Here is a 17,571-nt window from a genome sequence, read left to right as displayed (position 1 = left end):
GCATTCTTGACCATTTATTGTAACAATTCGAATCCCATAATATGTGCCCCATGATTCGGGGGCATCTTTCCGAGTGAGAAACAGAACAGGTTAAGGCAGATAAATGACTGATGTAATTGCATATTTCCCAGGGCAGGGGGCGCAGCAGGTAGGTATGCTGAGCGAACTGGCTGAGCAATACAGCCAGGTTAAGGAAACCTTTGAGGAGGCATCCGATGCTATCGGTCTGGATCTGTGGCAGATGGTGAACCAGGGGCCGGCTGAAACACTGAATCTGACTTATAACACTCAACCAGCGCTGCTGACTGCCAGCACGGCTGTGTGGCGGGTTCTGGCTGCAGAATGCCCGCAGCTGAACACCGTGGCTGCCGCTGGCCATTCTCTGGGTGAATATTCAGCTCTGGTTGCCGCGGATTCCATCGATTTTACCGCTGCAGTTAAACTGGTTAAGAAACGCGGCGAGCTGATGGATCAGGCAGTGCCTGCCGGTGAAGGTGGTATGGCTGCCATTCTGAATCTGGATGAAGCTCAGATTCGTGATGTGTGTCAGCAAGCCTCAGCTCATGGCGTGGTCGAACCGGCCAATTTTAATGCGCCGGGGCAAATTGTTATCGCCGGTGCTATGCCAGCCGTTGAGGCGGCTATTCCTCTGGCTAAAGAGGCGGGTGCTAAGCGGGCTATGAAACTGGTGGTCAGTGGTCCTTTCCACTCAAGCCTGATGAAAGCCGCAGCCGAGGAGCTGGGTGAAGCACTGAATGCCATTCACTGGCGCGCGCCCCGATTCCCGGTATTTCATAATGTGGATAATCAAACCGCCACGCTGGAGGAAATTCCGGCCAGGTTGCTGGCTCAGCTGTACAGTCCGGTTAACTGGACCGGAGCTGTGCAGGCGTCAAGACCAAAGGCGGATGTCGCGATTGAAGTTGGCCCGGGTAAAGTATTAGCTGGGTTAAATAAACGCATCGACAAAACGCTGACCACGCTGGCAAGTGGTGACCCGGCTGCGATCGCGGCCATCGTAGAACAGAGTCAAGGAAACTAATATGTCTGAACAGCAACTGGCACTGGTGACCGGCGCCAGCCGTGGTATTGGCGCCGCCATCGCAGCGCGTCTGGCGGCTGACGGTTACCGGGTGATCGGAACCGCTACCAGTGACTCCGGCGCTGAAGCCATTCGCACCAGCTTGCAGCAGGTATCAGCCGTTAATGATGCGCTGGTGCTGAATATTGCTGACGGCGAACAAACAGCGACCGCGATTAAACAATTGCTGGCCGATTACGGCACACCACAGGTGGTGGTAAATAATGCCGGTATTACCCGTGATAACCTGTTTCTGCGGTTGTCAGATGATGACTGGGAAGCGGTGATTAATACCAATCTGAACGGTGTTTTCCGGGTCTGTAAGGCGCTGGCAAAACCCATGATCAAACAAAAAAGCGGCAGTATTATTAATATCAGTTCAATTATCGGCACCACAGGTAATGCGGGCCAGGCGAACTATGCGGCAGCAAAGGCAGGGCTTGAGGGCTTTAGCCGGTCGCTGGCACAGGAAATAGCCAGCCGTAACGTGCGGGTTAATTGTGTCTCTCCAGGATTTATTCAAACGGATATGACGGATGTCTTGCCTGAAGGGCAAAAAGAGGCCATCCTAGCGTCGATTCCGGGTAAGCGTTTCGGACAAGTAGAAGATATCGCTGGAACGGTGGCCTTTTTGGCAAGTGACGATTCAAAATACATTACAGGTCAGACCATTCATGTGAATGGCGGCATGAATATGGGATAAGGGTCAGTTACTGGCCATTAGAGTTAACAAACGGTAGGAAAAAACCATGAGTAACATTGAAGAACGTGTAAAAAAAATCGTATGTGAGCAACTGGGTGTTAAAGAGGAAGATGTAAAAGCAGCGTCTTCTTTTGTTGATGACCTGGGTGCTGACTCTCTGGATACAGTTGAGCTGGTTATGGCTCTGGAAGAGGAATTTGAGACTGAAATTCCTGATGAAGATGCAGAGAAGCTGACTACCGTTCAGGAAGCCATCGACTACATCATTGCCAATCTGTAAGATTCGCAATGTCTGAAAGCCGCCTCTTCGGACGCGGCTTTTTTTGTGCCTATGGTTTTTCGGCAAGCCAGAATTTAAGTGAACAGGACTATGAGCAAACGACGCGTTGTAATTACCGGGATGGGTACGGTTAACCCATTGGCTCTGAATGTAACGGATAGCTGGGCGGCGATTTGTGCCGGCAAAAGCGGGATCGGCAAAGTGGAGCATTTTGATGCCGAAGGTTATGCCACACAAATTGTCGGCGCGGTAAAAGATTTTGATGTCAGCGCGGTAATGACCGCCAAAGAAGCCCGCAAAATAGACCTTTTCTTGCAATATGCCATGGTCGCTGCGGAGGAAGCTATCAATGATGCGGCTTTCCCTGAATCGCTCGATAAGACCCGTGTTGGGGTGGCTGTTGGCTCCGGCATTGGTGGCCTGCAGATGATCGAAAATAATCATGCCCAGTTGAGTAAAAGCGGACCACGACGTGTGTCGCCGTTTCTGGTTCCCGGCTCAGTTGTGAATATGGCGGCTGGCAATATTGCCATTCGTCATGGTTTGCAAGGGCCAAACTTTGCTATCACCACCGCCTGCACCACAGGGACACATAATATTGGTTATGCAGCCCGGACTATCGCTTATGGCGACGCCGATGTCATGGTAGCCGGTGGTGCTGAATGTGGCTCTTCGCCGCTGGGTATGGCCGGATTTGCGGCGGCCCGGGCGATGAGTACCCGTAATGATGAGCCGCAGAAGGCCAGCCGCCCCTGGGATAAAGACCGTGATGGCTTTGTGCTGGGAGACGGTGCTGCGATTCTGGTGCTGGAGTCGCTGGAGCACGCACAGGCCCGCGGTGCAACCATTTACGCTGAAGTGGCCGGACTGGGAATGTCCGACGATGCCCACCATATCACCTCGCCACCGGAAGACGGCAGTGGCGCTCAGGTTGCGATGGCAAATGCGATTCGTGATGCCGGGCTGACGGCGGAAGAAATTGGTTATATCAACGCCCACGGTACATCAACGCAGGTGGGAGATATCGCCGAAACCAATGCCATTAAGGCGGTGTTTGGTGACCACGCACAGTCGCTGTTAGTGTCGTCGACAAAATCCATGACCGGCCATTTATTAGGTGCTGCCGGTGCACTGGAGGCGATGATTACGGTGCTGGCGTTGCGTGATGGCATCGTACCGCCAACGATTAACCTCGATAACCCGGACGAAGGCTGCGATCTGGATTACGTGCCTCATCAGGCCCGTAAAGTATCGCTGAAGGCCGCGATTTCTAACTCGTTTGGGTTTGGCGGTACTAATGGCAGTCTGGTGCTGACCCGCTTTGATGGCTGAGCCGGTAGTACGCTGGTACTGGCAGGAAACGGGCTGGCAACAACAACCGCCGGTGCCGGATCGTGGTGCGGAATTTGGTGATGGCTTATTTGAAACCATCCGGCTGAACCGGGATTTGCAGGCACCACTGTTAGCTCTGCACTGGCAACGTTTGCTGCGGGGTCTGGTACAACTGGACTTCCCGATTGATACGTTTCAGCGCTGCCAGCAGGCCTGGCACGATTTGATGGACTTGTCAGCGCTACAGCAGCTGGCTGAACAGCCAGCCTACGCTGATGGAGTGCAGCTGAAACTGTTAATCAGCCGTTGTGCTAATGATCTGGCGGGATCGAATATCGCCCGCGGTTATGCAAAACAGCCACAGCAGCCCGCCAATTTCACGGTTTTGTTGCGACCGGCGCCAGTCTGGCTGAGTCCGGAGCAGCCGGTAACGGCGGGTATTAATCCTGTCCGCCTGGCATCACAGCCGCTGCTGGCCGGTATTAAACACCTGAACCGGCTGGAGCAGGTGCTGGCTCGCGCTCAGTTTCAGCCTGGCTGGCAAGAAAGTCTGATGCTGAGTAGTGACGGTGATGTTGTCGAAGGCTGCATGTCGAATCTCTACCTGCTGGAAGATCAGACGCTGGTGACTCCTTTGCTGGAGGTTGCCGGAGTGAATGGCGTGGTGCGGCGCTGGTTGTTTAACGAAGCTGCGGCACTGGGGGTTAGGGTGACGGAAGGACAGATAGACTTGCCGCGGCTTTACCGGGCGGATGGGTTGTTATTCAGCAATACGCTGAATGGTTTCAGTGTTTGTGGTCAGCTGGATCAGCATACCTTCAGTGGCCCGGGACAGGTGGCCACACAGTTATTATGTCAACGCCTGCAACATCGGCTGCAGAGTGTTTTTGTTAACGCGTCAGGGAATATTGCATGAAAAAGACCGCAGCATTGTTGTTGGTTCTGTTAACACTGCTGGGCGCCGGGTATCTCTGGACGTTACCCAGCCACAATGAACAAGCGGTGCGGGTTGATATTCGCCCGGGTGCCAGTCTGACCGCTATGGCGCAACGCTGGCAGGCCGATGGCTGGTTGCCTTCGGCCTTGTTGTTAAAAGTTCAGGCCCGTTTGCTCGGTAAGCAGCAGGTGTTGCGGGTCGGCGAATTTGATATCCCGCCGCGCCTTACGGGCCCGCAGTTGTTGGCTTTTCTGGCAGAGGCACGGCCAGTCAGTTATCGCCTGAGTTTTATCGAAGGCACGACTCTGCGTGAGGCTATTCAAACGTTACAACAGGCGCCTCGCCTGAAGCAGGATGTGGCACCACTGACTCGCAACCAGATTGCCAGGGTGCTGGGAATTCACGGCAATCCGGAAGGCTGGTTGTACCCGGACACCTATATTTACCACAGTGGTGAGTCGGTCAGCCGTATTCTGAAACAGGCGCATCAGCGTATGCAGGACAATCTGCAGCAAGCCTGGCAACAGCGCCAGCATAAGCTGCCGTATCAGACGCCCTACGAGGCTCTGATTATGGCTTCCATCGTCGAAAAAGAGACCGGTGTTGGTCATGAGCGGCCGAAAATTGCAGGCGTCTTTGTGCGCCGGCTGGAGCGTAATATGCGGATGGAGACCGACCCGACAGTGATTTATGGCCTGGGCGATTCGTTTGACGGCAATCTGCGTAAGAAGCACCTGCGCGACCGCAGTAACCGCTATAACACCTATCGCCACAAGGGTCTGCCACCGAGTCCGATTGCGTTTGCCGGTCGTGCAGCCATCGATGCGGCATTACACCCGCAGGACGGGGAAGAACTGTATTTTGTCGCCAAAGGGGATGGCAGTCATTATTTTTCCTCCACTCTGAAAGAACACAATAAAGCGGTACGCCAATATCAGATCAACCGTCGTAAAGAAACGTACCGTTCAGCACCTCCAGAGAATTGATAAGAGACAACTATGAATCAGTATTGCGGCCGCTTTATCACCTTTGAAGGCGGCGAAGGTGTTGGCAAATCGACCAATATCCGTTTTGTGGCAGAGTGGCTGCAACAGCAGGGTGTCGATGTGCTGGTCACCCGTGAGCCGGGCGGTACCGATATTGCCGAAACCATTCGCAATCAGTTACTGAAGGCACATCATCAGGAAACGATGTCGGATATGACCGAGTTATTGCTGGTGTTTGCTGCCCGGGCGCAGCACCTGGAGGCGTTGATCAAGCCCGCCCTCGCGCAAGGCCAGTGGGTATTGTGTGATCGTTTTACCGACTCAACCATTGCCTATCAGGGGTTTGGCCGTGGCTTATCGCTGGAGCTGATTCAGCAGCTGAAAACTCTGGTGCAGCAACAGCTGGAACCGGATTGCACCTTCTGGCTGGATGCCCCGGTGAGTGTCGGAATGGCGCGTGCGCGTGGCCGGGCAGCGACGGCCGGTGAAGCCATCGATCGTTTTGAAACCGAACAGCAGGCCTTTTTTGAGCGGGTGTATCGGGGTTTTGCACAGCTGGCCGCCAGTGAATCGAGGTTCCGCCGGATTGATGCCTCGGTGTCACTCGATCAGGTGCAGTCGGCGCTGTTAGCCGCGTTAACGCCGTTGTTGCCGGAGCTGTCATGAGCGCGCTGTTACCCTGGCAGCAGCCTGTGTGGGATGAACTGGTTAAGCGCCAGCAACAGCAGGGATTGCCACATGCACTGATGTTCACCGGTATCGCTGGTATTGGCAAGCACCAGCTCAGTCGCTCTGTGGCTCAGTGGTTGTTGTGCACTGAGGCCGAGACTAACGACAGCCCGGTGGCTTGCGGTCAGTGTCACTCCTGCCAGTTGTGGCAGGCGGGCAGCCATCCGGACTTTATGCTGTGTCAGCCGCAAGACAACAGCCGGCAGATACGCATTGACAGTATCCGCCAAGTGAATGATTTTCTGGCGCAAACACCTCAAATTAGCCGCTGTCAGCTGGTCATTATCCGCCCGGTTGAAGTGATGAATACCAACGCCGCCAATGCCTTGCTGAAAACACTGGAAGAACCGGCCGGAGAAAGCTTTTTATTGCTTGAGGCGGAACGATTTGGCTCAGTGTTGCCCACTATACGCAGTCGTTGCCAGCGTTTGCAGCTGCAGCCCCCGGATGCGGCTCAGGCTTTGGCCTGGTTGCAGCAGCAGGGGATTGCGACCGACCAGGCACAGCTGGCGCTGCGCTTTAATCCCGGAGCGCCGCTCAGAGCGCGGACCTGGCTGGAACAGCAGCTGGGGCAGCAGCAACAGCAATGGCTGGAGCAATTCCGCCAGTGGAGTATGGCGCTTATGCCATTGGAAACACTGGTTGCTGGCTGGAGTAAACTCGAAATTACCGATGTGATCAGCTGGCTGGATCTGGTGCTGAGCGATGCGCTTAAGGTCAGTCTGGGGGTTGACGAGCAACAGTTGCGCTATGGCAATCTGCTGCCTCAGGTATTGGCTGGTGCTACCCTGGATCGGTCAAAGCTGATAACCTTGCAGCGCAAAGTGATGGAGGTGCAGGGCAATCTGTTCTCTGGTGTATCTCATTATAATAAGCAGCTGTTGATAGAGTCTCTGATGCTCGACTGGCGCCAGGCGCTGATACCATCAAAGACCCAGGCGCAATAACAATGTTCAGGAGTAAACATGAACCCGATGGGTGGTCGTAGCGGTATTCTGTCGCTGACAATTAAAGACAAATCCGTGCTGTACGCAGCCTATATGCCGTTTATTACCGACGGTGGCCTGTTTATCCCAACCAATAAGCAATATCAGTTAGGCGATGAAGTGTTTATGTTGCTGAAACTGATGGATGAGCCGGAAAAGATCCCGGTGGCCGGTAAAGTCATCTGGGTCACGCCCAAAGGGGCTCAGGGGAATAAAGTGGCGGGCATTGGTGTGCAATTCACCGGCGATGACAATATTGCCCGCAACAAAATCGAAACCTTTCTCGCCGGCGCATTAAAATCCGATCGCGTTACCCACACTATGTAACACGCAGCATGTAATACAACCCGGGCAGAGTGGGTTGTATTACAAAAAAGGATTGAAATTAGCGTTGCAGTATATCGACGATTCCGGCGACCGCCTCCAGAGCATCGTCCAGTACTTCCTGCGGTGTGTGAAAGTGTGGCGAAAAGCGAATGCCACCGCCACGGTTAGCGCAAATCACCCCGCTTTGCATCAGCATTCTGTGCAGCGCCTGGCTGTCACAACCCATAAAGTGAAACGTCAGGATGCCGCTGCGACGTTCGCTCAGACGAGGATTAAGCAGCGTGGCATTGAGTTGCTCCAGCCCCTGTTGTAAATAATCAATGCGTTCGGCGATGGCGGCTTCCACCCGCGCCATACCAACGTTTAATAACAAATCGCAACTGGCGCTCAGTGCATGAGCCGCCAGCATATTCGGACTGCCACATTCGAATCGCCGCGCACCGGCAGCGGGTTGCCAGTCGTGATTGTCGTAGTTACCGGCATCTTCCACCATATGCCAGCCATATTCCTGAATCTGCAATTGTTCCATAACTTCCGGGCGGACATAAAAAAATCCCAGCCCTTCCGGCCCTAATAACCACTTGTGGCCATCGGCCATCGCGAAATCGCACTGGCTGTCGCGCACTGAAAACGGTTGCGCGCCGACTGCCTGGATGGCGTCCACACAAAACAGACAGCCGTGCTGGCGGCAGGCTGCGCCGATGCGGTTAATGTCGAGTCGCAGGCCGCTGGCATACTGTACTGCGCTGACCGAGACCAGACGCGGCTTTTCTGCGATGGCCTGTAATAACAGCGATTCCGGATCCTGCCAGGGTAAGGCGACTTCGATGACACGGACGCCCCGTGCTTTTAATGCCTCCCAGACGATGCGGTTGCTGGGAAATTCCTGATCGGAGATAACCACCACATCACCGGCTTGCCAGTCGAGTCCCATGGCGACAAACGACAGCGCCTCCGAAGTGTTTTTAACCAGTGCGACCGAGTCGTTCGGGGCATCGATCAGCTGCTGTAATTGTTGCTTTAAACGAGTCTCTGTTTTTAGCCATTCGGGGTAATGGCTGGCGCCCAGGGCGACGTTTTCACTGGCAAATTGCATCACCGCCTTGCGCGCTGACTCCGGCCAGGGAGCCACGGCGGCGTGATTCAGGTACATACATTCGTCATTCACCGGGAACTCGGCGCGCCAGTCATAATTTGCCTGGGTCATAGTAGGGTCCTTTATGGTTAAGCTTTGCCTTCTGCTAAGATAGCGGAAATTTTGTCGTAAACAGATAGAGGAATTATGTCTGAACACAATCTGGCCCACGCGGCTTTCCGCCACTGCGGATCCACAGAGGTGGAGTCACTGAACCTGACGGTGCATCATTTTGAACACATTAAAACCGGAGCAGTGCATTACCACCTGGCCAGTGATCACGACGAAAAAGCCTTTCTGGTTGCATTACGCACCATGCCACAAGACTCCACCGGTGTTGCGCATATTCTTGAACATACCGCGTTATGCGGCAGTGACAAGTACCCGGTGCGAGACCCGTTTTTTATGATGACGCGGCGTTCGCTGAATACTTTTATGAATGCCATGACCAGTTCTGACTGGACGGCTTACCCGTTTGCTTCCCAGAACGACAAGGACTTTAACAATCTGCTCGATGTGTATCTGGATGCGGTGTTTTTTTCCCGCCTTGATCCACTCGACTTCGCCCAGGAGGGGCATCGGGTCGAATTTTCCGACGCCGCGAACGCCGACTCAGAACTGGAATTTAAAGGCGTTGTATTCAACGAAATGAAAGGCGCCATGTCGTCACCGGTCAGCCAGCTGTGGCAGGGGATCTCCGGTTATCTGTTTCCAACCACCACGTACCACTACAACAGCGGCGGCGAGCCGGCAGCCATTACCGATCTGAGTTATGAGCAATTGCTGGCGTTTTACAAAAGTCATTATCATCCCTCGAACGCCATCTTTATGACATTTGGCAATCTGGATGTGGCTGAATTGCAGCACAAGCTGGATGATCAGGCGCTGGCGCGCTTTGAACGGCAGGATAAACAATGGCGGGTGCAGCCGGAAAAACGTTACCCGGCGCCGCTTGCGGTCGAGCAGGCGTATGGTGTTGATGGTGATGACCTGAGTGCCAAAACCCACCATGTGCTGGGCTGGTTACTGGGCGATTCCACCGATCTTGATGCCCAGCTTGAAGCCAACCTGGTCAGTCAGGTCCTGCTCGACAACAGTGCTTCACCGTTACGCCGGGCGCTGGAGCAGAGTGATCTGGGAGGATCGCCATCACCGCTGTGCGGCCTGGAAGACTCGAACCGTGAAATGAGCTTTATGTGTGGTCTGGAAGGCAGTGAACCGCACCAGGCCGAAGCGTTCGAAACTCTGGTGCTGGACACCTTGCAGCAAGTTGCGGAGCAGGGTGTTGAGCAGGATATTATCGATGCGGCATTGCACCAGCTGGAGCTGCATCAGCGGGAAATCGGAGGTGACCATTACCCCTATGGGCTGCAGCTGATTTTTAATGCCATTCCGGCCGCCACACATTATGGCGATCCGGTCAGTTTGCTGAATCTGGAGCCGGCACTGGCAAGGCTGAAACAAAAAGCGCAACAACCGGACTTTATTCAGCATGCCGTGCGCCAGTTGTTGCTGGAAAATCGTCATCGGGTGCGTTTCACCCTGAAGCCGGACAATCAGCTGAATGATGAAGTGCTGCGGCTGGAGCGCCAGCAGCTGGATGCTTTGCTACAGGCGATGAGTGATGATGATAAACAGGCCGTAATTGATCAGGCTGAGGCACTCAGGCAGCGTCAGGCACAAAATGACGACCCCGGTATATTGCCGCAGGTGACACTGCAGGATGTGCGCCCGGAGATTCAGCAGCCACAAGCGACCGCCAATCACACCGCAGCGCTGCCCGTGTGTGAATATCAGGCCGGCACCAATGGCATTTTATATCAGCAGTTGCTACTGGATCTGCCCGCGCTGAATGCCGAGCAGCTGACCTGGCTGCCGTTCTTTTCCCACGCCTGGACGGAAGTGGGTGTCACCGGTTCCGACTACCTGACACAACAGCAGCGCCAGACCTCTCTGGTTGGCAGTCTCAGTGCGTACGCCACCATTAAAGGAGCGGTGGACGACTGTAACGCGTTGCAGGGATATTTGGTGATGAGCGGCAAGGCGCTGGCCGATAATGCCACCGACTTCAGTCGCCTGAATCAGCAAACCTGGGAAGCGGCCCGTTTTGATGAAGATCAGCGCCTGCTTGATTTATTAACCCACGCCAAAGCGCGTAAGGAGCAGGGGATCACCGGTGCCGGACACTCACTGGCGATGTCGCTGGCGGCAGCACCGCTGAACCTGACGGCCAATATCGGTAACGAGCTGGGCGGTCTGCCACAGGCGCGTCGTCTGAAGCAACGTCTTGAAGCGGCTCGTGCGAACCCGGCACTGATCGGAGAAGCGTTGCAGGATGTGTATCAGCAGCTGGCAGCACCTCAGCAGGCGTTATTGATTCATGATGAGCAGCACGCCCGCGTTCACCTGGATAGTGTTGAGCAAATCTGGTCTGGCGCCTCCTCGGGTAACAGCGGAGTGCTGGACTGGAGCGCTACTCAAAGCAGCCGTTACTGGATGGTGGATTCTCAGGTTAATTTCTGCGCGCTGGCGATTCCAACCGTCACGCTGGATCACCCGGATGCGGCCGCGCTGGCCGTGGCCGGTGGTATTCTGCGTAATGGGTATCTGCACACCGCGATCCGCGAGCAGGGCGGAGCATATGGTGCCGGCGCCACTCAGGATTCGGCGTTAGGCTGTTTTAAGTTCTTTTCATACCGGGATCCGCGGGCGGAAGGCACCTTTGATGATTTCCGTCAGTCGCTGAACTGGCTACAGCAGCAATCTGCCAGCGAAGATCTGGTGGAGCAGGCAATACTAGGCATTATCGGCAGTATGGATCGCCCGGGCTCCCCCGCCGGCGAAGCCAAACAGGCGTTCCATTTGCAGAAAACCGGCCGTAGTGCGGTGCTACGCCAGGCATTCCGTCAGCAACTGCTGGCCGTGCGCTGGCACGACGTAATGCGGGTCTGCGACACCTATTTGCAGGGCCAGAGCGGCTCGATGGCGGTTGTTGCACCGCGCGGCAGTGAACAGGTGGCAAAAAACCTGGGACTGGACTGCGAAGAATATTAAAAAACGGTGTTTTCTCTCAATTGAGAATGTATATCAATTGAGTTTCTTAGTCTGAGGCGGCATAATGCCGCCTCAGTTTTTTCAGCAGCGGTTAATTTAACTGTGGCAGATTGCTGTTCCGCAATTTGCGTTATCTGCACTATATCAATATGGATTTACCCGATATGCACAGCTCCGGATTGAACTTCGCCCGATGCCGGATGGCATCCCTGCTTGTTATCGCTTTGTGCCAGCCTCTGGCCGTGTCAGCAGACTCTCTGTCGGATGGCCAGGCGGCCATATCACAGGCGGATCGGTCTGGTCAGCGCAGTCAGAAAAACATTGAGAAGCTGGATGATCGCAGTCAGCAGTTACTGAACGAATATCGTCAGCTTAAGGCCGAGTCAGATCAGCTGGCGCTGTACAACGAACAAATGACCCGCATCGTCAGCGATCAGGAAGCGGAACTCACATCGCTGGAGCGCCAGATCAGTGAAATTGAGCGTACCGAACGTGGTGTATTACCGCTGATGTCCCGTATGTTGGATAACCTGGAACAGTTCACCGCACTGGATACGCCGTTTTTGCCAAAGGAACGGGCGGCGCGAATCGCTTTGTTACGCGACATGATGACCCGCGCGGATGTCACGATTTCGGAAAAATTCCGCCGGGTGCTGGAGGCTTATCAGGTTGAGGTGGATTACGGCCGCAACATCGAAGCATACCGCGGCGAGCAACAGGGGGTTTCATACGACTTCCTGCGGGTTGGCCGGGTGGCATTGTATCGGCTGAGTAATGACGGCCACCAGGCCTGGCTGTGGAGTCGTGAACAACAGAACTGGCTGCCACTGGAGGAGGGTTATCTGCGTGATTTGCGTAAAGCCTTCAAAGTGGCACGTCAGACGGCTGCGCCGGAACTGCTGAAATTACCACTGCCTGCTGTTAACGCATCCTGAGGACGGATTGATGAACCTGATGAAAACCACTCTGATTTCCGCATTGCTGAGCCTGTCCACAATGACTCAGGCTGCTCCGGCGGCAACCGGCAATAACGATGCGCTGCAGCAGTTGCTGGAAAAAGCCAGCGCCTACCAGGCTGAAGAAGCGGCACTGGATAAAGCCCGCCAGGCGGCTTTCCGTAGCGATGTCAAAGCACAGCAGCAACTGCTGCAACAGGCGAAAGCGGAACTGGCGCGGCAGCAACAGCGCGCGGATTCGTTAAAACAGCGGTTCGATAATAACGAGCTGGCATTAACCGACAAAGAAGAAGAATTACGCCTGCGGGTCGGTAACCTGGGGGAAATGTTTGGTGTGGTGCGCCAGGTGGCAACGGATTTGTCGACCGTGTTGTCCGACAGCCTGACCATGGTGGAAGTGCCGCAGCGTCAGGCCGATCTGGATAAGTTATCCCAGGCCAAAGAGCTGCCTAATATCGCAGAACTGGAAGCGCTGTGGCACACCTTACAGCAGGAAATGACTCTTAATGGTCAAATCAGCCAGTTCCGGGCTGATGTGACCGACGCCAGCGGCAAACCGGTGAGCCGGGAAGTTACCCGTATCGGGGTGTTTAATGCGGTCACCGCAGACGGTTACCTGAGCTACGACCCGCAGCTGAAAACCCTGGGGGAACTGGGCCGTCAGCCGCAGGCAGCACAGCTGATTGCGGATTTTCTGCAAAGCCCGCAGGACGTGTCGCTGTTTGCTCTGGACCCCAGTCGCGGTGCACTGATTAATCTGACGCTGGAAAACCCGGAGTTACTGGAGCGGGTGCAGCAGGGTGGCACCGTGGGTTACATCATCATCGCTTTAGGTGTGCTTGGTTTGTTACTGGCGGGCTGGCGTCTGGTTGCACTGGGCAGTATTTCGGCTCGGGTAAAACGTCAGCAGCAGACTCTCAGTCAGCCGTCCGACGACAACCCACTGGGCCGGGTATTGGCCAGTTATGCTGAACTGCCTGAACATATCGAAGCCGAAGTGCTGGAAGCGAAAATGGACGAAGTCGTGTTGCGCGAATTACCGGCACTGGAGCGTGGTCAATCGATTATTAAATTGTTTGCCGGTATTGCGCCTTTGCTTGGGCTGCTGGGTACCGTCACCGGTATGATCGCTACCTTCCAGGCCATTACCAATTTTGGCACCGGCGACCCGAAACTGATGGCTGCGGGTATTTCTCAGGCACTGATTACTACTGTGCTGGGCCTGGTGGCGGCTATTCCGTTGTTGCTGGCCCATAACTGGGTGGCCTCACAAAGCAAACGCCTGGTACAGCTGCTGGATGAACAATCCGCCGGGCTGATGGCGCAACATCTGGAAAAAGACAACCGCCAGGTAAGCTAAATGATGCATTCACCTTTGCAATGGCTGTTTGATTTTATGGCGCAGGGTGGTCCTGTGCTGTATGGCATTCTGCTGGTTTGTATCTTGTTATGGTCGCTGATTCTGGAGCGTTTGTGGTTCTTTTATATTGAGTTGCCACGCGCTAATCAACGGCTGGCCAGTCAGTGGCAGCAACGCGATGAGCACGGCAGCTGGACAGCGCGGAAAATCCGCATTGCCATGCTGAGCCAGCAACGCCAGGCCGCCGATACCTTTTTATCGACCGTGGGTATCCTGATTGCCATCTGCCCGTTATTGGGGCTGCTGGGCACGGTCACCGGTATGGTCAGTGTGTTTGATGTACTGGCAATTACCGGTACCGGCAACGCCCGGGCGATGGCCAACGGTATCTCTCAGGCAACGATTCCAACCATGGCCGGTCTGGTGGTGTCACTCACCGGATTGTATTTCCGTACCCGTTTTAAACGCTTAAGTGAGCGTGGTATTCACCAGCTCGCCGAATTATTAGCAACGGATTAATTTTAGGGATTTATATTATGGCCCGACGTCATACCGACAACGACGCCGATGGTAACGATATCGATATCACACCGATGCTGGATATCGTGTTTATCATGCTGATCTTTTTTATCGTCACCACCTCGTTTGTAAAAGAAAGTGGCGTAACGGTGAACCGCCCCAGTGCCCAGACTGCTGAAGAGAAAAAAGGCAGTAATATTCTGGTCGCCATTCGTGCCAATGGCGAAATCTGGATTGATCGCCGCGCAATTGATGTGCGTGCGGTACGTCCGAACATAGAGCGCATGAAAGCGGAAAATCCGGAAGGTGCGGTGATTATCCAGGCGGATGAATTTTCACCCACGGGTTTGCTGGTTAAGGTGATGGATCAGATCCGCCTGGCTGGTATTCAGGATATTTCCATTTCGGCAGAGGCGGCCAACTGATGCCGGCGCCACTTCGACTACTGACGGCGCTGGTGCTGGCCGGGGGAGTCAGTCTGGCATTATTTTTTGCCATGCATTCGATGGTTTCCGGACCGGCCAATATGCAGAAGGAACGCAGTGAATCCACCTTTCTGGATTTTGTGCGGATAAAACAGGACAGCCAGTTGCAAACCAAAGAACGGCGAAAAAAAGAACCTCCCAAGCCGAAAAAACCCAATCTGCCGGATACCTCGGTGTCACAGCAGAATACCCCGATGCAGAAAATGCCGATCTCCATGCCGGATGTGCAAACGGATCTGGCGTTATCGCAGCAGTCGTTTCTGGGCGATGCGGTGGTTGGTATGGGCTTTGGTGACAGCGATGTGATTCCGCTGGTGCGCCAGAATCCTGTTTATCCGGAAAAAGCCAAACGGCGTAAAATTGAAGGGTTTGTGACCGCGCGACTGCAGATTAATCCGGAAGGTACGGTTGATGATGTGGAAATTATCGAAGCGGAACCACGTGGTGTATTTGAGCGCGAAGCGCGGCGGGCATTATTCCGTTATAAATTCAAACCCAAAATGCAGGATGGTAAACCGGTTGCTCAGGTGGCTACTCAAACCATTGAATTTAACCTGGGGGAGCGCTGATGTTGAATAAATGGTTTGCTCTGATGTTATTGCTGTCCAGCTTGTCGGCTGCAGCGGCTAATCAATCCATTTCGCCGTCCACCTACGAAGCACTGAATGATATTCAGACTTTATTGCAGGAAGAGAAGTTTGCGGAGGCGCGGGAATCGCTGCAGGAACTGGAAGGTGACCTTAAACCTGGCCTGGGGCTGGCGCTGGTGCACCAGTTGTATGGCCAGTTTTATTTAATGCAGGAGAATAATCCGGCAGCGCTGCAGCAGTTTATTAAAGCCCTGAATCTGGAAGCGTTTGCCCCGGCCCAGCAGGCGACACTGGCAACCAATGTGGCGCAATTGTATCTGGCTCAGGAACAGGCGGATAAAGCCGTCGAGGTATTGCAGCCGCGTCTTGAAGCGCTGTTGCAAACTGAGCAACAGCAAAACGACGAAGAGAAAAAAACACTCATTCAACCTATGGCATTTGCCACACTGGCGATGGCGCATCACATAAATAAACACTATACCGCCGTCATTCAGTGGATGCCGTTGGCGTTAGAGCGGGCCGAAAAACCGAGAGAGAATTGGTTGCAGGTGCTGGCGGTCGCACATTATGAGCGAAAGCAATATCAGCCGGCGGCGCAGGCCTTACAGCAACTGATCGCTCTGAAGCCGGAGAATGAAGATTATTGGGTGCAGCAGGCGTCTATGTATCAGTTGCTGGACAAACCGGCACTGAGTCTTCGGGCATTGGAAACTGGCTATGCCGGCGGTTATATCAGCAAAGGAAATAATATTCTGCTGGTCGTGCAACTGTTAATTAATCAGGGCATTCCGGAACGGGCTGCCCGTATTCTCCAGCGTCACTTAAACGACGGCACACTGGAGCTCAGTGATAATAACTGGAAATTATTGGCAGCGGCCTGGCAGCAGGGACGCGAGCGTCAGGATGCGGTACAGGCATTACGTAAGGCGTCAGAGTCTCTGGCTGACGGTGGGTTATTGTTGCGTGCCGCGCGTTTATCGCTGCAGGATAATCAGCACCAGCAGGCACTGCGTGATATCAAAGCGGCATTAAAAAAAGGCCTGCCGGATAAACAAAAAGGTGATGCTTATATGCTGGCGGGTTCCAGTGCGTATGAATTAAAAGATTATCCGACCGCCAAACGCTATTTTCAGCGGGCGCTGCAGGAGGCGAAAGTAGCCGGTTCAGCAAAAACCTGGCTGAATTACATCGAAAGCGTTGAGGAATATCTGTAATCAATCATCAGGCCTCCGGGCCTGATGAAATGACAGCGGTCAACAATAATAATTACCCAAAACGCGACCAGATCGGTGCGTGATCGGATGGCTTTTCCATGCCGCGGATATCATAACTGACACCAGCCGCTTCACAGCAATCATAAAGGCCCTGTGTGGTGAGGATATGGTCGATACGCAAGCCGCGTTTTGGATCATCGGCAAAGCCCTTTGAGCGGTAATCAAACCAGCTGAAGGTATCGTTGTTATCGGGATAATGTTTGCGATAAGTATCCTGCAGTCCCCATTGTAATAACGTCTGGTACCACTCACGCTCTTCCGGCAGGAAGCTGCACTTACCGGTTTTCAGCCAGCGCTTGCGGTTTGGTTCACCAATGCCAATGTCGTGGTCCTCGGGTGAAATATTCAGATCACCCATCACAATCAGGTTGTCTGCCGGGGTGAAATTTTCCTGCAGATAGCGCATTAAATCGGCATAGAACTGTTGTTTTGCCGGAAACTTAATTTCATGATCGCGGCTTTCTCCCTGAGGGAAATAACCATTTAATACGTCATAAATTTTGCCATCGATGTTATAACGGGCGTGAATAAAACGCTTTTGTGCGTCGTCATCATCCCAGGGCCAGCCCTTTTGCACCATCAATGGTTTTGTTTTGCTCAGCAGCGCCACACCGTAATGACTTTTCTGGCCAAAATATTCAACGTGATACGCCAGCGACTCGACGTCAGCCAGTGGAAACTGTTCATCGTGAACTTTGGTTTCCTGCAGTCCAAGCACATCCGGGTCCAGCTGTTCGCGAATGGCCTCCAGCTGATGCTGACGGGCCCGAATACCGTTGATGTTAAAACTGATGATGGTTGCCATTAAATATCCTGTTGCAGTCCGGTGTGTTTATT

The 17,571-nt window shown here is 54.0% G+C and carries 18 protein-coding genes; 16 read left to right on the top strand and 2 right to left on the bottom strand.

From position 1 onward, the window contains the following. The first annotated feature begins 103 nt into the window (after positions 1 to 103). The 9 genes from fabD (at position 104) to ACFOMG_RS08035 (ending at position 7,361) form a co-directional block, all read left to right on the top strand. Complete coding sequence (fabD, locus tag ACFOMG_RS08075) at positions 104 to 1,042, top strand: ACP S-malonyltransferase (protein ID WP_376865905.1); 939 nt, start codon at positions 104 to 106, stop codon at positions 1,040 to 1,042. Between the two features lies 1 nt (position 1,043). Beyond that, a complete protein-coding gene (gene fabG / locus ACFOMG_RS08070) occupies positions 1,044 to 1,784 on the top strand; it encodes a 3-oxoacyl-ACP reductase FabG (protein WP_376865904.1) in 741 nt (246 codons plus the stop codon). A 46-nt stretch (positions 1,785 to 1,830) separates the two neighbouring features. Beyond that, on the top strand, positions 1,831 to 2,064 hold the full coding sequence (gene acpP / locus ACFOMG_RS08065; RefSeq protein WP_189387644.1) for an acyl carrier protein: 234 nt from the start codon (positions 1,831 to 1,833) through the stop codon (positions 2,062 to 2,064). A 90-nt stretch (positions 2,065 to 2,154) separates the two neighbouring features. After that, positions 2,155 to 3,396 carry a beta-ketoacyl-ACP synthase II gene (gene fabF, locus ACFOMG_RS08060; protein WP_376865903.1) on the top strand — a complete coding sequence of 414 codons (1,242 nt, stop codon included), beginning with the start codon at positions 2,155 to 2,157 and terminating at the stop codon, positions 3,394 to 3,396. Then, entirely contained in the window at positions 3,389 to 4,312 is a 924-nt protein-coding gene (locus ACFOMG_RS08055; protein ID WP_376865902.1) for an aminotransferase class IV, read from the top strand. The genes fabF and ACFOMG_RS08055 overlap by 8 nt, the downstream gene beginning before the upstream one ends. Beyond that, entirely contained in the window at positions 4,309 to 5,319 is a 1,011-nt protein-coding gene (gene mltG, locus ACFOMG_RS08050) for an endolytic transglycosylase MltG (protein WP_376865901.1), read from the top strand. Before ACFOMG_RS08055 ends, mltG begins: the two co-directional genes overlap by 4 nt. Positions 5,320 to 5,331: 12 nt before the next feature. Continuing rightward, positions 5,332 to 5,985 carry a dTMP kinase gene (gene tmk, locus ACFOMG_RS08045; protein ID WP_376865900.1) on the top strand — a complete coding sequence of 218 codons (654 nt, stop codon included), beginning with the start codon at positions 5,332 to 5,334 and terminating at the stop codon, positions 5,983 to 5,985. Continuing rightward, on the top strand, positions 5,982 to 6,995 hold the full coding sequence (holB, locus tag ACFOMG_RS08040; protein WP_376865898.1) for a DNA polymerase III subunit delta': 1,014 nt from the start codon (positions 5,982 to 5,984) through the stop codon (positions 6,993 to 6,995). The genes tmk and holB overlap by 4 nt, the downstream gene beginning before the upstream one ends. 18 nt (positions 6,996 to 7,013) lie before the next feature. Next, positions 7,014 to 7,361 (top strand): PilZ domain-containing protein, encoded by a 348-nt coding sequence (locus ACFOMG_RS08035; protein WP_376865897.1) that lies wholly within the window; start codon positions 7,014 to 7,016, stop codon positions 7,359 to 7,361. Positions 7,362 to 7,419: 58 nt separating this feature from the next. Here the strand turns inward: ACFOMG_RS08035 and ACFOMG_RS08030 are convergent, their stop codons facing one another. Further along, the gene (locus ACFOMG_RS08030; protein ID WP_376865896.1) at positions 7,420 to 8,568 is read right to left on the bottom strand and encodes an aminotransferase class V-fold PLP-dependent enzyme; all 1,149 of its coding nucleotides are present in this window, start codon (positions 8,566 to 8,568) and stop codon (positions 7,420 to 7,422) included. Between the two features lie 75 nt (positions 8,569 to 8,643). Here ACFOMG_RS08030 and ACFOMG_RS08025 point away from each other — a divergent pair, with 75 nt between their 5' ends. The 7 genes from ACFOMG_RS08025 to ACFOMG_RS07995 all read left to right on the top strand — a co-directional run bounded on the left by ACFOMG_RS08025 (position 8,644) and on the right by ACFOMG_RS07995 (position 16,674). Then, positions 8,644 to 11,550, top strand: coding sequence for an insulinase family protein (locus ACFOMG_RS08025; RefSeq protein ID WP_376865894.1), 2,907 nt, complete (start codon positions 8,644 to 8,646; stop codon positions 11,548 to 11,550). A gap of 200 nt (positions 11,551 to 11,750) precedes the next feature. Further along, complete coding sequence (locus ACFOMG_RS08020; RefSeq protein WP_376865892.1) at positions 11,751 to 12,485, top strand: DUF3450 domain-containing protein; 735 nt, start codon at positions 11,751 to 11,753, stop codon at positions 12,483 to 12,485. 10 nt (positions 12,486 to 12,495) lie between these two features. Further along, complete coding sequence (locus ACFOMG_RS08015) at positions 12,496 to 13,866, top strand: MotA/TolQ/ExbB proton channel family protein (protein WP_376865891.1); 1,371 nt, start codon at positions 12,496 to 12,498, stop codon at positions 13,864 to 13,866. Then, entirely contained in the window at positions 13,867 to 14,385 is a 519-nt protein-coding gene (locus ACFOMG_RS08010; protein ID WP_376865890.1) for a MotA/TolQ/ExbB proton channel family protein, read from the top strand. Positions 14,386 to 14,402: 17 nt separating this feature from the next. Next, on the top strand, positions 14,403 to 14,810 hold the full coding sequence (locus ACFOMG_RS08005) for an ExbD/TolR family protein (protein ID WP_376865888.1): 408 nt from the start codon (positions 14,403 to 14,405) through the stop codon (positions 14,808 to 14,810). Next, positions 14,810 to 15,439, top strand: coding sequence for an energy transducer TonB (locus ACFOMG_RS08000; RefSeq protein ID WP_376865887.1), 630 nt, complete (start codon positions 14,810 to 14,812; stop codon positions 15,437 to 15,439). The genes ACFOMG_RS08005 and ACFOMG_RS08000 overlap by 1 nt, the downstream gene beginning before the upstream one ends. Further along, on the top strand, positions 15,439 to 16,674 hold the full coding sequence (locus ACFOMG_RS07995; protein WP_376865885.1) for a tetratricopeptide repeat protein: 1,236 nt from the start codon (positions 15,439 to 15,441) through the stop codon (positions 16,672 to 16,674). Before ACFOMG_RS08000 ends, ACFOMG_RS07995 begins: the two co-directional genes overlap by 1 nt. A 52-nt stretch (positions 16,675 to 16,726) precedes the next feature. Here the strand turns inward: ACFOMG_RS07995 and xthA are convergent, their stop codons facing one another. After that, complete coding sequence (xthA, locus tag ACFOMG_RS07990; protein ID WP_376865884.1) at positions 16,727 to 17,539, bottom strand: exodeoxyribonuclease III; 813 nt, start codon at positions 17,537 to 17,539, stop codon at positions 16,727 to 16,729. Positions 17,540 to 17,571: the final 32 nt, after the last annotated feature.

Source organism: Bacterioplanoides pacificum, assembly GCF_042648445.1.
Classification (GTDB): domain Bacteria; phylum Pseudomonadota; class Gammaproteobacteria; order Pseudomonadales; family Oceanobacteraceae; genus Bacterioplanoides; species Bacterioplanoides pacificum.
The sequence above is the reverse complement of the archived record's forward strand: the minus strand, read 5'-3'. Positions and strand labels throughout refer to the sequence as shown.

Bases quoted from the DNA above. Each gene is read 5' to 3' on its own strand.
- fabD (WP_376865905.1), top strand. From the start codon at position 104: ATGACTGATGTAATTGCATATTTCCCAGGGCAGGGGGCGCAGCAGGTA.
- fabG (WP_376865904.1), top strand. From the start codon at position 1,044: ATGTCTGAACAGCAACTGGCACTGGTGACCGGCGCCAGCCGTGGTATT.
- acpP (WP_189387644.1), top strand. From the start codon at position 1,831: ATGAGTAACATTGAAGAACGTGTAAAAAAAATCGTATGTGAGCAACTG.
- fabF (WP_376865903.1), top strand. From the start codon at position 2,155: ATGAGCAAACGACGCGTTGTAATTACCGGGATGGGTACGGTTAACCCA.
- ACFOMG_RS08055 (WP_376865902.1), top strand. From the start codon at position 3,389: ATGGCTGAGCCGGTAGTACGCTGGTACTGGCAGGAAACGGGCTGGCAA.
- mltG (WP_376865901.1), top strand. From the start codon at position 4,309: ATGAAAAAGACCGCAGCATTGTTGTTGGTTCTGTTAACACTGCTGGGC.
- tmk (WP_376865900.1), top strand. From the start codon at position 5,332: ATGAATCAGTATTGCGGCCGCTTTATCACCTTTGAAGGCGGCGAAGGT.
- holB (WP_376865898.1), top strand. From the start codon at position 5,982: ATGAGCGCGCTGTTACCCTGGCAGCAGCCTGTGTGGGATGAACTGGTT.
- ACFOMG_RS08035 (WP_376865897.1), top strand. From the start codon at position 7,014: ATGAACCCGATGGGTGGTCGTAGCGGTATTCTGTCGCTGACAATTAAA.
- ACFOMG_RS08030 (WP_376865896.1), bottom strand. From the start codon at position 8,568: ATGACCCAGGCAAATTATGACTGGCGCGCCGAGTTCCCGGTGAATGAC.
- ACFOMG_RS08025 (WP_376865894.1), top strand. From the start codon at position 8,644: ATGTCTGAACACAATCTGGCCCACGCGGCTTTCCGCCACTGCGGATCC.
- ACFOMG_RS08020 (WP_376865892.1), top strand. From the start codon at position 11,751: ATGGCATCCCTGCTTGTTATCGCTTTGTGCCAGCCTCTGGCCGTGTCA.
- ACFOMG_RS08015 (WP_376865891.1), top strand. From the start codon at position 12,496: ATGAACCTGATGAAAACCACTCTGATTTCCGCATTGCTGAGCCTGTCC.
- ACFOMG_RS08010 (WP_376865890.1), top strand. From the start codon at position 13,867: ATGATGCATTCACCTTTGCAATGGCTGTTTGATTTTATGGCGCAGGGT.
- ACFOMG_RS08005 (WP_376865888.1), top strand. From the start codon at position 14,403: ATGGCCCGACGTCATACCGACAACGACGCCGATGGTAACGATATCGAT.
- ACFOMG_RS08000 (WP_376865887.1), top strand. From the start codon at position 14,810: ATGCCGGCGCCACTTCGACTACTGACGGCGCTGGTGCTGGCCGGGGGA.
- ACFOMG_RS07995 (WP_376865885.1), top strand. From the start codon at position 15,439: ATGTTGAATAAATGGTTTGCTCTGATGTTATTGCTGTCCAGCTTGTCG.
- xthA (WP_376865884.1), bottom strand. From the start codon at position 17,539: ATGGCAACCATCATCAGTTTTAACATCAACGGTATTCGGGCCCGTCAG.